Source organism: Aerococcus viridans (assembly GCF_002083135.2).
Classification (GTDB): Bacteria; Bacillota; Bacilli; order Lactobacillales; family Aerococcaceae; genus Aerococcus; species Aerococcus viridans_C.
This window is the reverse complement of sequence record NZ_NBTM02000001.1, coordinates 478,098-493,195: the sequence shown is the minus strand read 5'-3', so window position 1 is coordinate 493,195 and position 15,098 is coordinate 478,098. Positions and strand designations below refer to the sequence as shown.

Annotated in this window: 14 protein-coding genes; 13 read left to right on the top strand and 1 reads right to left on the bottom strand. The window is 41.9% G+C overall.

Going from position 1 to position 15,098, the window contains the following annotated elements:
- The first annotated feature begins 259 nt into the window (after positions 1–259).
- The 13 genes from A6J77_RS02490 to A6J77_RS02430 all read left to right on the top strand — a co-directional run bounded on the left by A6J77_RS02490 (position 260) and on the right by A6J77_RS02430 (position 13,850).
- A complete protein-coding gene (locus A6J77_RS02490; RefSeq protein WP_083067975.1) occupies positions 260–1,438 on the top strand; it encodes an ABC transporter substrate-binding protein in 1,179 nt (392 codons plus the stop codon).
- 269 nt (positions 1,439–1,707) lie between these two features.
- Positions 1,708–2,865, top strand: coding sequence for an N-acetylglucosamine-6-phosphate deacetylase (gene nagA, locus A6J77_RS02485; RefSeq protein ID WP_083067973.1), 1,158 nt, complete (start codon positions 1,708–1,710; stop codon positions 2,863–2,865).
- 1,079 nt (positions 2,866–3,944) lie between these two features.
- Complete coding sequence (locus A6J77_RS02480; protein WP_083067969.1) at positions 3,945–4,751, top strand: ATP phosphoribosyltransferase regulatory subunit; 807 nt, start codon at positions 3,945–3,947, stop codon at positions 4,749–4,751.
- On the top strand, positions 4,748–5,356 hold the full coding sequence (gene hisG / locus A6J77_RS02475) for an ATP phosphoribosyltransferase (protein ID WP_083067967.1): 609 nt from the start codon (positions 4,748–4,750) through the stop codon (positions 5,354–5,356). Before A6J77_RS02480 ends, hisG begins: the two co-directional genes overlap by 4 nt.
- Complete coding sequence (hisD, locus tag A6J77_RS02470; RefSeq protein WP_083067965.1) at positions 5,357–6,607, top strand: histidinol dehydrogenase; 1,251 nt, start codon at positions 5,357–5,359, stop codon at positions 6,605–6,607.
- A gap of 3 nt (positions 6,608–6,610) precedes the next feature.
- Positions 6,611–7,651, top strand: a complete 1,041-nt coding sequence (locus tag A6J77_RS02465; RefSeq protein ID WP_083067964.1) for a pyridoxal phosphate-dependent aminotransferase — start codon at positions 6,611–6,613, stop codon at positions 7,649–7,651.
- Entirely contained in the window at positions 7,641–8,219 is a 579-nt protein-coding gene (hisB, locus tag A6J77_RS02460) for an imidazoleglycerol-phosphate dehydratase HisB (protein WP_083067962.1), read from the top strand. The genes A6J77_RS02465 and hisB overlap by 11 nt, the downstream gene beginning before the upstream one ends.
- A 65-nt stretch (positions 8,220–8,284) precedes the next feature.
- Positions 8,285–8,983, top strand: coding sequence for a HisA/HisF-related TIM barrel protein (locus A6J77_RS02455; RefSeq protein WP_083067961.1), 699 nt, complete (start codon positions 8,285–8,287; stop codon positions 8,981–8,983).
- 3 nt (positions 8,984–8,986) lie between these two features.
- Entirely contained in the window at positions 8,987–9,733 is a 747-nt protein-coding gene (gene hisF / locus A6J77_RS02450; RefSeq protein ID WP_083067959.1) for an imidazole glycerol phosphate synthase subunit HisF, read from the top strand.
- Positions 9,734–9,736: 3 nt separating this feature from the next.
- On the top strand, positions 9,737–10,375 hold the full coding sequence (gene hisIE, locus A6J77_RS02445) for a bifunctional phosphoribosyl-AMP cyclohydrolase/phosphoribosyl-ATP diphosphatase HisIE (RefSeq protein ID WP_083067954.1): 639 nt from the start codon (positions 9,737–9,739) through the stop codon (positions 10,373–10,375).
- Between the two features lie 490 nt (positions 10,376–10,865).
- Positions 10,866–11,591 carry an isocitrate lyase/phosphoenolpyruvate mutase family protein gene (locus A6J77_RS02440; protein WP_083067952.1) on the top strand — a complete coding sequence of 242 codons (726 nt, stop codon included), beginning with the start codon at positions 10,866–10,868 and terminating at the stop codon, positions 11,589–11,591.
- A 12-nt stretch (positions 11,592–11,603) separates the two neighbouring features.
- A complete protein-coding gene (locus A6J77_RS02435; RefSeq protein WP_059349171.1) occupies positions 11,604–12,506 on the top strand; it encodes an isocitrate lyase/PEP mutase family protein in 903 nt (300 codons plus the stop codon).
- Positions 12,507–12,545: 39 nt separating this feature from the next.
- The gene (locus tag A6J77_RS02430; protein WP_083067951.1) at positions 12,546–13,850 is read left to right on the top strand and encodes an SLC13 family permease; all 1,305 of its coding nucleotides are present in this window, start codon (positions 12,546–12,548) and stop codon (positions 13,848–13,850) included.
- Between the two features lie 54 nt (positions 13,851–13,904).
- Here the strand turns inward: A6J77_RS02430 and A6J77_RS02425 are convergent, their stop codons facing one another.
- Complete coding sequence (locus A6J77_RS02425) at positions 13,905–14,627, bottom strand: GntR family transcriptional regulator (protein WP_083067949.1); 723 nt, start codon at positions 14,625–14,627, stop codon at positions 13,905–13,907.
- Positions 14,628–15,098: the final 471 nt, after the last annotated feature.

Below are 15,098 nucleotides of genomic sequence, written 5' to 3'. Positions count from 1 at the left end.
AGAAAACGAAAGAGGCATCTCATTATGTTAAGCACAACGCAAAATAATAAGCATATTGTCATTATTATTATTGATTCTAGGACTTAGGGAATTCGGCAGCAGCCAATTTCATATGTCCTATTTGTGTTGAAACACTAGATGGGACCTAAGCTTCCCATTTAGGGAGGCTTTTTTTATTGGTATAAGCGAATTTTTAGTCTACTTGATAAAGGTTTGCATTGTTGGTATATAATGGTTGGGTTTGTTTTAGGAGGAAAATATGAATTTGAAGAAATTTGGTTTAACATTATTATCTGCAGCCACTCTAGCTGCCTGTGGTTCGGTTACACAAACAGCTAACAGCTCTTCTTCTGCAGGGTCAGAAGATTCTGATACGATTAACATCGGCGGGGACTTTGGTTTAACGGGATCAGCATCTGCTTACGGTTCTTACATCAATGATGGCGCAACGTTAGCCTTCAATGAAATCAACGAAGCCGGTGGTATCGATGGTAAGCAAATCAACTATATCGCAACAGATAACAAATCTAACGTTCAAGAGTCTGCCAATGAAGCCACTCGTCTGTTAGCAGATGAAAACTTGTCCGTATTATTAGCGTCAGATATCGCAGCCTCAACAGAAGCAGCGATTCAACCAGCAGAAAACGCGCAAGTCCCAATGATCATCCCTTCAGCAACAGTTGATGATTTAACATTGGATTCACAAGGAAATGTATTTGACTATGTCTTCCAAATTGCCTTCCAAATCTCTAACCAAACGGAAGCACTTGGCCGTTTTGCGGACGAGAAAGGTTGGGGCACGGCTGCCGTTTTACAAGATAACTCATCTGATTATGGTCAAAACTTAGCCTCTCAATTTGAGGAAGACTACTCAGGTGACGTTGTCATCAAAGAGTCATTCTTATCAGGAGACACTGACTTCAGCTCAATCTTAAACAACGTAAAAGCACAAGGTCCAGACGTATTATTCATCGCTGGTTACTACCCTGAAGGTGGGGCCATCGTGAAACAAGCCCGTGAAATGGGCATCGACGCTGCTATCTTAGGACCAAACGGATTAGGTAATGATGAATTCATCAACCTAGCTGGTGCAGAAAACGTAACCGACTTCTACTACGCAACCATCTTCGTAACAGGAGAATATGGTTCAGACGCAGCCAACGAATTCGCAGAGAAATACCGTGCGGAATTTGACACAGAGCCAGACTTGTTCTCAGCAGGTGGTTACGACGCAGCCCGCTTAGCAGCTGACGCCATCGACCGTGCCGGTTCAACAGACCCACAAGCCATCCGCGACGCCCTAGAAGAAACCCAAGACTTTGAAGGGGTAACAGGAAACATCTCATTCGATGAAGACCACAACCCAGTAATGGACTCATTCGTAGTAGGCTACACAGAAGGCGAAATCTCATCAGTAGAAGCCGTAACAGCTGAATAAGAACTACTTTTTTGAAATAAGGATAACAAGGCCAAGTTGGGTCAATATTAGTAGAAGAGTCGCGATGTTCATGTCGTGACTCTTTTTTTGAGTACAGCTAATATTTCAAGTTAATTCTACACATTGCTTCTGAGACATTTTCACGATATGCGAAAATTGATTGTTTGTCATTGGATGATTCAATCAAGTAGCGTATAATATATTATGGATCAACAAATCAAATTGAAAATATATAAAATGAATGTATATAGAAAGAAAGTGTGGGACATATGGTAGAAGAAAATAAATATTATATCTATGCGGACCGGATTATCTTAGCGGATGAAGTTGTAGAAAAGGCTTATTTAGAAGTCAAAGATGGCCAATTTGGTTATGCAACTTTAGAGAAACCCTTAAAAGGTGAGGTTAAAGACTACACGGGTTATACAGTGGCCGCTGGTTTAGTGGATACCCACATCCATGGTTTCCAGGGGGCAGATGTGATGGACGATGATTTTGAAGCGGTTCAGACTATGTCTAAAGGCTTGCCATCAACAGGTGTGACAGCCTTTTTGCCAACGACCTTAACGTCTTCTGCTGACTTGTTGACTTCTGTTGCTGGGAAAATCGGTGACCACTACGAGGAAGCTGAGGGGGCGAAAATTTTAGGTATCTTCTTCGAGGGACCATGGTTCACGGAAGAACACAAGGGGGCGCAAAACCCAGCCTACATGGGTGATCCTGACTTGGGTCAATTTGAAATCTGGCAGTCAGCGGCCAAAGGTTTGATCAATAAAATTGCCCTAGCGCCAGAGCGGAAGACGGCTAAAGCTTTCACAGAAACTATCACGAAAGAAGGGGTACGAGTAGCCCTAGCCCACTCATCTGCGACCTATGAAGAAGCGACTGCAGTGGTTGATGCGGGTGCCAACATTTTCATCCATACTTATAACGGCATGTCTGGTTTACACCACCGCAATCCAGGAATGGTTGGGGCAGCGATGGCAACGGATGATACCTATGCGGAAGTAATTTGTGATGGGAAACATGTCCATCCAGGTGCAACCAAAGCCTTGGTGAAAGCCAAAGGATGGGACAAAACAGTCTTGATTACAGATGCCATGTCAGCGGCAGGTATGCCCGATGGCCAATACCAATTAGGCGAATTCCCGGTTATTGTAAAAGATGGTGAAGCGCGACTTGAGTCAGGTAATTTAGCTGGGTCAGTCTTGACCTTGATTCAAGCGGTTAAGAACGTGGTTGAGTGGGGCGTTGTTGACAGTGAGCATGCCTTGCGCATGGCGTCGCAAGTGCCAGCAGCCTCTGTTGGTTTAGAAGACCAAGTTGGTGTGATTGCACCAGGCCGTGCAGCGGACTTCATTGTGGTTGACGCTGATATGAACCTAAAAGAAACTTACCTAAACGGTGTTTCAGTATTTCAAGCGTAAGCAATAGATATAAAAATGAATTTGTGCAGTGGCGCTACAATCTCATTCTTTACTAACTAAAGTGTTGATATCGGGCTAGGAAAGTCAGGATTGGTCGTTGTTTCCCAAAATGCTCTAAACACTTGTAGTGTTTATTTAGTGTTTACTTGGCTTTTGGTCCGACACGACAATTCTGAGCAACTTTCTGCGCACCTCCAATTTTAAGCACCAAGCTAGTTGACATGAATCAGCTTGTTTGGTGTTTTTTTGTTGCTATACAAATCAATTCGCTACTTAAGAGAGCAGTCGTGTATAAAAATTCAACTAACGCAGATTATTCTCATACGTTCTATTGCAGTACTTTTTTGACAAAGCATCGACGACATCTGTCCACGTGAAAAGAAAACATACTTAAGGAAATGGTTGAAAAGCATTGTTAATTTTTACTGGAATAACGCTTACACTTAACCAAAATCAGCAAATTAAAAAGAATTATTCAATGCATATTATAAAAAAGTCACTTCATTTTTATTAGAGGCTACGGCTAAATTTTAAAGCCAAGGCTGAAGCTTACCTAGCATGCTTTCGCGGTGAGCACAGGATGGTCTGACGTATGTCACTCTGTTTGGCGTTTACGCCTTACAGAATGTATAGTCAGCCAAGCCGGAAGAAAAAATTTCTGAAGGCAATCCCACCGCATCTAAGGCGATGATAGGATAAAGCGTAAGCCCAAGGCTCTCAAAATTATTTACATATAAATTAGAATACTATTAGAATTCACTTGACTTTTTAATTTGAACATTTTATTATGAGTATAATCAAGTGAGAGACAGTAAAGATTAAGAGATAGGATCAACATTTACAGAAAGTCTGTGGTTGCTGCGAGCAGATAATGTCCCCTATGAAGACACGCCTTTGCTTAAATGACACTTAGTCCGGTGGCACCGTTATAGCTAGACTAGCGGATAGAGACTAGTCAATGAGGTTATAAGTGCGAACTTATAACGAATTAAGGTGGGAACACGTTTCGGCGTCCTTGATCCAGTGATGGATTAAGGGCGTTTTTTTTATAACATTTTACATTTTAAAGGAGGGGCAACATGGCAATATCTTACCTATTACAACGAATTTCATTAGCAAGAGATTATCTTGAAACAGTATCGAATGCTGGTTTCCAATTAATTGATTTGAATATGGTGGAACCATTCGATGGGGACGGCAAAGCCGAATATCCAAGTAACATTGTATTTGAAAAGGAAGGGCAATTATATGCCATTCGTAGTGACTGGACTCGGTCCATTTTAAATTACATGAAGACTTACGACCTGAAACAAGATAACTTCGCTTACTATGGTCCGATGGTGAGAGACCACCAATCAACTTACCAAGCAGGGGTTGAATTAGTGGAGCCAAGTGCTAGTCAAATGGCCAATACCATTGAACTACATTTAGATTTCGTTGAACAGATGAGCCAAGCGTCTTTCAATATGATTGTTGTAAACAACGAAGAAATTTTAGATAAATACATTGAAAAGTTTGCTTTTGGTCCTGAAATCAAGGGTTATGTAATTGAAAAGAACTTGTCGGCTCTAGGTAATACCATTGGTAAAGACCACTATTTCTACCAATTGATGGCTAAACCAGTTTCAGAGCAGTTTGACCTAGTGAAGAAGGACTTTGGTGATACAAACGAGATGGCCGTGATTCATTTGTTGAAAGAGACACTTGAAAAACGCAACACCAAAATGGTGCTTGATTTATCATTCCGGTCACCGCAAAAATATTACAATGGCTTTTATTTCCAAGCCTTTTTACAAGGGAATTCTAAACCTATCTTCTCAGGTGGACAGTACGCTAACGGCTGGTTTGGTATCGGATTGAATTTATCTAAAGGGGGATTTCTATGATTACTGTAGCTTTAGCTAAGGGTCGTGTTTACAAGGCTTTCAATGAATTTTTAGCAGATAAAGATTTAAATGACTATGCGGAGGCCTTGACGGATAGTGGTCGTGATCTCTTCCGTGAGGTTGGCGGGGTTAAATTTATTTTCGCAAAAGGAAAAGATGTCCCTACGTATGTGGAGCAGGGGGTTGCGGACCTCGGTGTTGTAGGGTCTGACACGATTGCTGAAAAGTTATTTAATGTCTTGAATGTGTCTGAATTGCCATTTGGTCAATGTCGACTAGCGATTGCCGGGCCTACTAACTTGGATGAATCAGATATCAAAGTGGTGGCAACATCATTTCCAAATATTACCCGCAAATACTTTAACCAACAAAAGCAAGATGTATCCTTAATTTTCTTAAACGGTTCGGTTGAATTGGCACCGATTCTAGGCTTAGCTGATGCGATTGTGGATATTGTCCAAACAGGGACAACCTTAAAGGAAAATGACCTTAAGGAGTACAAAACCATTTTGCCGGTACAAGCACGACTGATTGCCAACAAGCAGTCATTCTATACGAAAGAGAAAGAAATCTACAAGTTTATGCAAGAAATAGAGGTGGTATAAGTGGATGTAGCAGCATTTCAAGCGGCATTTAGCGCAAAAAATCAAGAGACAGCGGACCTAAACCGGTTGGTGGCTGTGCAAGAGATGATTCAAGCGGTTCGGTCAAATGGGGACCAGGCAGTCATTGACTATACCAACAAATTTGATGGGCAAGCTTACGCGGAGGCGGCAGATTTCAAGGTATCAGCTGAACGGTTGAAGGCCTCATGGGACAACTTAGATTCATCCTTACAAAGGGCGCTACAAACGGCTAAAGGCCGGATTGAGACTTATGAGCGCGGTGGTTTACATCCGGACCGACCAGGGGAAGAAATTTCCTATGTTTACAACGCTTTAGATAGTGCAGGATTTTATATTCCTGGTGGGAAGGCCTTGTACCCGTCAACAGTTTTGATGACGGTTGTGCCAGCCCTTGTTGCGGGGGTCGAAAACTTGGTAGTGACAACGCCTGTTTTCACAGAAGAATCAGTGACTTTCGCAGCCTTATACTTATGTGGGATCCGAGACAATGTGTATGCGATTGGCGGGGCACAAGCCGTTGCTGCTATGGCTTACGGGACGGAAACGATTCCTAGAGTAGACAAGATTTGTGGTCCGGGGAATGCCTATGTAGCCACTGCCAAACGGTTAGTTAATGGGGATGTATCGATTGATGCTATTGCTGGGCCGAGTGAAATCCTCTTATATGTGGACGAAACCATTCCGGTTGATGCCATTGTTTACGATATTTTCGCCCAGGCGGAACATGACCAAGACGCTCGGACTTTCCTCTTATGTGAGTCAGAAGATTTTCTTGGCAAAATAGCCGACCGCATGCAAGTTTTGTTGTCGAGCCAAAAAAGAGCGGACATTATTGAAGCTTCAGTTAAAAACAATCACTATGCAATCTGTGATACGAGAGAGCAATTGATCGCCGTATTGAATGACATTGCACCAGAGCACGTGTCCATTCAACATACAGCTCAAGATGAGATTGTTGAACAAATCAAACACGCGGGTGCTGTTTTCAAAGGCTACTACGCTATGGAAGCTATTGGTGACTATGTGGCAGGGCCATCGCATGTCTTACCAACTGGGCGGACTGCCCGGTTCTCGCATGGTTTAACCGCCAATGATTTCCGGACTTCACATGCTATTATTAATACATCAAAAGCCAGCTATGAAGCTATTGGGCCAGCTGGTCAAGCGATTGCTGAGGCTGAAGGTCTGGATTGCCATGCTCAGTCAATTGCTATTCGAAAGGAAGGGTAAGCTATGAAAACCGAGGATTATTTAAAAACGATTGAAGTGAATCAAGAGGGTGACACGGTAATTATGAACCGCAACACCTCTCCAATTCGTCCCTTGTCAGATCAAGATATTGTGGATGCGGTCTTGGCCACCCCTTTTAACCAGTATCCTGAAGACGAAGAAGCTAATTTCATCGCGGCGTATGCAAATTACGCCGGTCTTAATCCAAAGAATGTGGCTGTTGCTAACGGGTCAGATGAGTGGATTCAGAAATTGATTATCCAGTTTGGCCACGGAGGTGTCTTGGCGGTTGATCCTGATTTCTTTATGTACCAGGATTATACCAACCAGTTGGGCTTCCCCTTTTTCCAGGTAGAGAGTGAAAAGGACTTTACTTTTGATTTAGTCACAATTATCGGAGCTTTAGATGAATTTAAGCCATCTTTATTCTTCTTGTCTAACCCGCAAAATCCTACGGGCCAGCAGTTTTCTGAGGGATTTTTACAAAGATTGGCGGATGAAACGGCAGGTCGGGATATCACTTTTGTGATCGATGAAGCTTATATTGAATTCGGCCAGGACTATCAACGGCCAGATAATGACAACGTCTTATTTATCCGGACCCTATCTAAGATTTATGGGGTAGCAGGTTTACGGATTGGTATCGCCTTTGGGCAGGGACCTCGTTTCGACAAATTGAAGGAGATTAACCACCCTTATCCTATGAATAGTGTGTCACTAAACCTTGCCAGCAAGCTGTTTGAGGATACTAAGCGACTGGATGAGTGGGTGGATTACCAACGCGATATAAAGCAGGAATTGCAGGAAGCTTTTGACCAGGTTGCTGATCTAGTCACTGTGATTCCGTCCGTAACGAATTTTGTGTTTATCTTTGGCGATTTGGTCCCAGATTTAGACCAGTATTTAGCGGACAATGGTTTCGTTGGCCGTAAGTATGCAGATGGGAAAATGGCAAATGCGGCGCGATATTCGGTGATCGATTCAGCTGACTATCCGAAATTGAAGGCGACAATCAAAGCATGGAGGGAACAAATTGAAGGTTAAAGAGCGGAATACCTTAGAAACGCAAATCAAGCTGGGCTTGGCTAAGGCGGATGGGTCTGGACAAACATCCATCAATACTGGCGTGGGTTTCCTTGACCACATGTTAACCCTATTTACATTCCATTCGGGCCTTGATTTATACGTTGAAGCCAAGGGAGACACTTGGGTTGATGACCACCATGTCACTGAAGATATCGGGATTTTACTTGGTGAAGCTATTCGTGACCTTTACCAAGCCCAACCTTCATACGAACGGTACGGATCATATTTCTTGCCCATGGACGAAACCTTAGCCCGTGTCGTATTAGACTTATCAGGCCGACCAGTCTTAGTTTATGACGCCAACTTTTCAGCTGAAAAAGTGGGGACCTTTGATACCGAACTTGTCAAAGAATTCTTCTACGCCGTAGCCATGAATGCCCGCATGACCCTACATATTGACCTATTGAAAAACGGCAACACCCACCACGAAATCGAAGGCATTTTTAAAGCATTCGCCCGCGCCCTAAAAATCGCTTTGAAAGAAACAGACGGCGGCGTCCCATCCTCAAAAGGATTGATTCAATAAGTCAGGGTGTTTCGATCAAGAATAAGTAAAATAAAAACATTTTTACAACAAGGAGGCAATTATCCATGGAAATTATCCCCGCTATTGACCTGATTGATGGCAAAAGCGTTCGCTTACAACAAGGTAACTATGACAAACAAGTCGTCATGCCGATGTCAGCAGCCGAAGCGGTGACCTACTATAGCCAATTCCCACAAGTGACGAGAATTCACGTGGTGGACTTGATTGGCGCTACTAAACAAGCGGCTGTTGAAGGTGACACTGTTGAAGTTTTAAAATCCCTAACTGATATTCCTTTAGAAATCGGTGGCGGTATCCGCGACTTAGAAACTATTGATTTATACGATAAATTAGGCATTGACTACTTCATTCTAGGTACAAGAGCCATCATGGATGTGCCTTGGTTAAAAGAAGCTGTCGCTAAGTATCCTGGGCGTATCTATGTTGGTCTAGATTGTAAAGATGAAGCGATTTATATCAATGGTTGGAAAGAGGCATCCGGCCGCTACATCCAAGAATACCTTGATGAAATTGCCGATTTAGATATCGCCGGCATTATCTACACTGATATTTATAAAGATGGCATGGAAGCCGGCCCTAATGTAGAGAAGACGGGCCAAATCCAACGTATCACCAAACACCATGTCGTTGCTTCTGGCGGTGTGAGGAGCCGGCATGATTTAGATGCCCTCCAAGCACAAGGCGTAAACCAAGCAATTGTCGGGAAAGCTGCACAGAATCCAAGTTTCTGGGAAGGACTGTAAAAAATGAAAAAAATTATTTCATGTTTAGATACGCGCGACGGTAAATTAGTCAAAGGTGTTCACTTTGTAGATGTAAAAGAGTTAGGGGATCCCGTTGATTTTGCCAAAAAATATTCAGACGCAGGTGCTGATGAATTAGTCATCCTAGATATTACGAAAACGACTGACGGTCACCAATTACGTACGCAAATGATTGCGGATGTAGCCAACGCTATTGATATTCCATTGACTGTTGGTGGGGGAATTGCTTCTGTTCAAGATATTCAAGACGCTCTTGATGCAGGTGCCAGCAAAGTCGGTATTAACTCAGCGGCTGTAAAAAATCCTGACTTCATTAATGAAGCGGTAGGCAAATTCGGTTCTGATGCGGTAACGATTGCCGTAGATATGGCTTATGATGAAGCGAAAGGTGACTACTTTGTGTACACTAACGCAGGTCAAACGCAAATCGACATTAACGCCCTTGAATGGTGTAAAGAGTGTGAAGAACGCGGTGCTGGCGCCTTACTAATCACTTCAATTGATACTGACGGTGCCTACACAGGTTTTGATATGCCATTCTTGAAATTGGCTTCTGAGGCCGTTTCAATTCCAATTATCGCTTCAGGTGGTGCGAGTGGTATTCAAGATTTCATTGACTTGTTCCAACAAACAAACCTAGAGGCAGGACTTGCGGCATCTATTTTCCACAAGGGAGAAGTAGCGATCGAAGATTTAAAAGCAACACTTATTGCAGAAGGGATTGACTAGTAAATGACAGCAATTGATTTTGGCAAAAACGGTGGGCTTGTCCCAGCTATCTTGCAAGATTACCGGACAAAGCAAGTCTTAATGTTGGGGTACATGAACGAAGAAGCTTATGAGTTAACGGTAAGTGAAGGTGTAGTTTGGTTTTATTCACGTTCTAAAGGACGTCTTTGGAAAAAGGGCGAAACTTCTGGCAACTTGCAAGAAGTGGTAAAAATTGAGTTGGACTGTGACCAAGATACACTATTGGTACAGGTACGCCCAACTGGACCAACTTGCCATACGGGTAGCCAGTCATGTTTTGGGGATGATTTCTTCAACTTGAATATCCTTGAAAAAACGGTGGCCGACAAAGTAGGCAATCCTAAAGAAGGGTCGTATACGACTTACTTGATGGAACAAGGTTTGGATAAGATTCTTAAAAAATGCGGGGAGGAAATGACGGAAGTCGTGATTGCCGCGAAAAATGCCCAAGACGGTCAGGGAAATGATGAATTGGTATCTGAAACCAGTGACTTACTTTACCACTTGTTCGTTTTATTGGTTGAAAGAGGCCTGTCATTAACAGATATTGAAGCAGCCTTAAATACCCGTCACGGCCAATATCATACCTATTCTGTCCGTAAAGAAATTGAATATTATTAAGATAGAATGAATTATATTAGAATTATATTAAAATTATTGTTGACACTTATCATAAATTTTAATATACTGATGTCAGTAAATAAAACAAGTTGATGCGTTGAGAAGTAGAAGTAAGTTAGACGCTTGTGCACAGAAAGTACCGATTGTTGAGAAGGTATGACAAGCCCTAATTGAAAAGTAGACTTTGAGCTGTAGATGCGATCCACCTAAAGGGTGGTTGAGTGTTTACCGGGTGCTGCCGTTAAAATGCCAGTTGATCGGATGAATGTCCCGTCAACGTGAGTCTAATAGTCTAACCAACTATTAGAAAAATTAAAGGTGGTACCGTGCAGAAAGCGCCCTTTGACTTAACCAGTCAAAGGGCGCTTTTTTTATTTACTAAAAACTTAAAATATATGTAAAAAACTAGGAGCAATAAAGATAAGACGAATCAAATTGTCACTAGTAAGCCATATAACAGACTTGTAGTAGTGATTAGGAGGATTTTTCAATGACATTATTAGCAGATTTAAAACAAGCTCCCGCAGCGATCATTCCCGCTTGTGGCGACGGCCATACTTTTCAAATGTTAGCCAACAGCAAGGCACCAGCCATTTTCCTATCTGGTCAATTAACCACTGACCATTTAATTGCGGAGGGTGACCAAGGGTTGTTGTCGATCACTGAATATAAAAATTATGCATTCAGTTTGGGATTGAAGAAGGCGCAACCCTTGTTGTTAGATCTACAATCGGGATTTGGGAATCCTCTAAACACCTACTATGCAGCAAAAGAATTGGAACGTTCGGGTGCGGACATCATGATTTTATCAGATCAAAAATACCCGGCCCACAACACTGATCAACCAGCCACAACCACTGCGGAGGACTTCATTGGGAAAATTCGCGCAGGACTTGACGGCATTGAAAACTCAGACATTGAAATTTGGGCGCGGCTAGAAGGTTTGCATGAATACGGTCTAGAAGGATTTAAGGGCCGAGCACGATATGCCTATAACGCGGGTGCCAAAGCCATTATCTTAGACCACTATACAGACGCTGATCTAGAAACCCTAGCCAAGGCTGATTTACCATTGCCATTATTAGCTACATTAAAAGCAGGGCAAACAGCTAAAGCAATTGACGCCGATAACTTCTACGGTTATCTAGATTTAGGCCATTTAGATTTCGCCGCTCACAAAGCACTTGAAACCGCCATGGCAGACTTATTGAAGTAAAGGAAGGTAGCTATGTTAAAAAACGAAAGAATGCGTAAGCAATTTAAAAATCATATTTATTCAGGTAAGGCGTTACAGCTACCTGTAGCACCGGATGCCTTAGCAGCAAAGATCGCTGAAAAACTAGGTTTTGATGCGGTCTTCTCAGCCGGATATGCAACCTCTGCTTCAGCCTTTGCCATGCCAGACCGCGGGGTAACAGATTTTGGTAAGTCCCTAGAGCGCACTCGGGACATCATCAATGCCGTTGATATTCCGGTATTCGCCGATTCAGACACTGGATACGGTGACTTGGAAAATGTACGCCGGACGGTTGAAAATTACGAAGCTATTGGTGCAGCTGGCATCTTCATTGAAGACCAGGTTTGGCCCAAACGTTGCGGGCACATGTCTGGGAAGATGGTTGAACCAACTGAAACCCTAGAAGAAAAAATCAAGGTGGCAGTAGCAGCTCGTAAAAACGATGATTTCTTAATCATGTCAAGAACAGATGCAAGAACCGTTTATGACCTAGAAGAAGCTATTGAACGTAGCCGTCGCTATAAGGCTGCTGGGGCTGATTTAATCTTTATCGAATCACCACGAAGCTTTGAAGAATTTGAAGAAATTCACGAAGCCTTCCCAGACACCTTTATGATGGCCAACATGATTGAAGGTGGGTTAACACCATTAACTAAGACCGCTGAACTAGAAAAATTAGGTTTCAATATTATCGTATATCCAACGGCTTTAACTTACGCCCAAGCCTATACAGAAAAGAACCTACTACAAACCTTGTTAGATGAAGGCACAACCGAAAACTACCAGGACAAGATGATTACATTTGACGAATTCAACGACTTTATAGGTTTAGACGAAGTCAACCAAAGAGATAGTGCATACGCACCAGAGAATATGTTGAAATACATGAATTAATTTAAGAATTAAAAAGACGAAACGAAATGAGGGAAACGAATGACTTATATGTTGTTAATCATAGGCGCAATTATACTAGCTATCTTCTTAGGGGAAAAGTTTGATGTCAATGCAGGAATAGTTGGGGTCGTCTTTGCTTACATACTAGGTTCTTTCATGATTGGACTTAGTACTGATGAGATTTTTGTCTTGTGGCCAGTTGAATTATTTATGATGATCTTCGGGGTTTCCTTCTTCTTTAACTTTGCCAATGAGAATGGGACCTTAGAAATTATCGGCCACCACTTGATCTATGCCTTTAGAAACCACCTATTTTGGTTACCCTTTGGCTTCTTCTTCGCCGCAGCCCTAATTTCAGGATTGGGCGGGTCCATTTGGGGATCAGTACCTATCGTTGGTTTCCTAGCTTTAAATATCGCTAAGGAGAACAATTTAGACACCCGAATCATAGCCATTGCCGTAATCGAAGGGGCACTTGCTGGTGGTATATTTCCATTCGGACCCCTTGGCGCTATCGTTCAAGGTTTGATGGCTTCCACAGGCTTCGCCGATATGGCCCAAGAAATTTCATGGCAATTATTTATCGTATCCGCCATTTATCCAATTTTATTGCTATTATTCTTAATGTTTAGAGACCGGGCAAATGATGCCTACAAGCAGGTAGAGTTGAAAGCACCAGAAGCCTTAAATCTTAAACAAAAGCAGACTTTAACCCTAATGACCATTTTCATTGGTATTATGTTAATCTTTCCTATCATCGATAACTTTACTGGAGGGTCAATCCCATTCATCGCCTCTATTAGTGATTCACTAAACCTAGGTTTAATGGGGATTGTATTCGGGGTTATTGCCTACATGTTTGAATTAGCAGACGGACAAAAAGTACTCAACCGGACACCGTGGTCAGTAATCTGGATGACTTGTGGGATTTCATTATTAATTGGGGTAGGGGTTCAAGTAGGAATTACTGAATCGCTAGCAGCCTTAATTTCTTATGTACCATGGCCAATTATTCCAGTAACCATCGTCTTACTATGTGGTTGTATGTCCATTTTCTCCTCAACTATTGGGGTTATTGCACCATTATTCTTTACAACATTGCCTGCCCTATACGCAACAACAGGTTGGAGTCCAGCCATCATGGCCGTTTGTATTATTATCGGTGGATTTGCAGCAACCGTTACACCATTCTCGGATGGCGGTAGTTTACTACTCGCTTCATCTGGTTACTTAGGAAAAGACCAAAAAGACTTGTACAATACCTTACTATTTAGGGTAACACCTTTTACCGTTGGGTCAGCAGCCATCACGGCCTTAACCTTATCAATTATCCATAGCATTTAAGCACAAATAAAAGGACACGAGCGAATCGCGTCCTTTGTCTTTGGTCAATTTCAATTAATAACGGTATTGAGTGCTCGCACCTTGAATAAAGAATTGTGTTTCTTCAAAGTGGTAAGTGATTTTTGAATAATCGAATGGTTTCCCGTTATTCAAATGGAAGATCGACTCTGTTTTTAAACAAGGATCGCCTTCACTTAAATTTAAATGGTTAGCATGCTCAGCCTTCAATTTTCCAACACGCAAGAAGTGGTCACCATAGCCAATTGGAATTTCCAGATCTTCTGTAATATAGTCAAAGATGGAATTCGAAGCAATTTCTTCACTTAAGTAAGGGATAATATCCTTGTCAAAATAAGACTCCTCCACACAGAAGGGGCGACCTTCGATATAGCGGATACGGGTAACGTGGTAGACCTTTGTTTTTGTTGGGTCATCAATTTTTAAATTTTCTACCGCTTCGTCAGTTGGTGCAATTAAAGCAAGGGACAAAACTTTAGAATCGATTTTAAATTGGCTCAAGGTAGAATTAAACCCACCCAGGTTTAATAGGTTGATATAACCCTTACGTTGATTACCGCGGACATAAACGCCAGAACCACGTACTTGGTAGATTAACCCTTGTTTCTCTAAGTCATTTAAGGCAGATAATACTGTGTTTTTACTCACTTGGTAGTAGTCCACCATTTCTTGGATACTCGGTAACTTATCATCTGCATTTAATTCATTTTCATTAATGTAGCGGACCAACGCACCAGCTACCTCTTCGTATTTAGCCATATATAAAGAACCTCTCTCTTAGGTATTTGACACATTATATCATGAAAGCTCTTACATTATCAAATGGTTAGGGTATAAAAATAGATACCACCATATAATCTAAGTTTCTCAATTTTACTTTATCATTTATATAATAAAAAGATAACAGGTAGCCATTGACTTAAACTTTGTGTTAGTACTTGTTACTTTGCATATATAAGCCTTCGGGTTACACTTTTCCTATCATTGCCTCAAAAGCAGTGGGAAACTCATCAGCCAAGGTCTAATGGCTTGGCTGACTATTTAATCTGTAAGGGCCGAAGTCCAAAGAATGAATAGTCAGACCATCCTTTTTCACTGCTAAGGTATGCTAGGAAAACTCCAGACTCTGGCTTAATAACGTAAGTTAACGATAGAAGCTAATAAATTTTAGTAACGTGGTTACTAGTACAAGAAAATATTATTGATACAAGACTCAAGAACTAGCGAAAG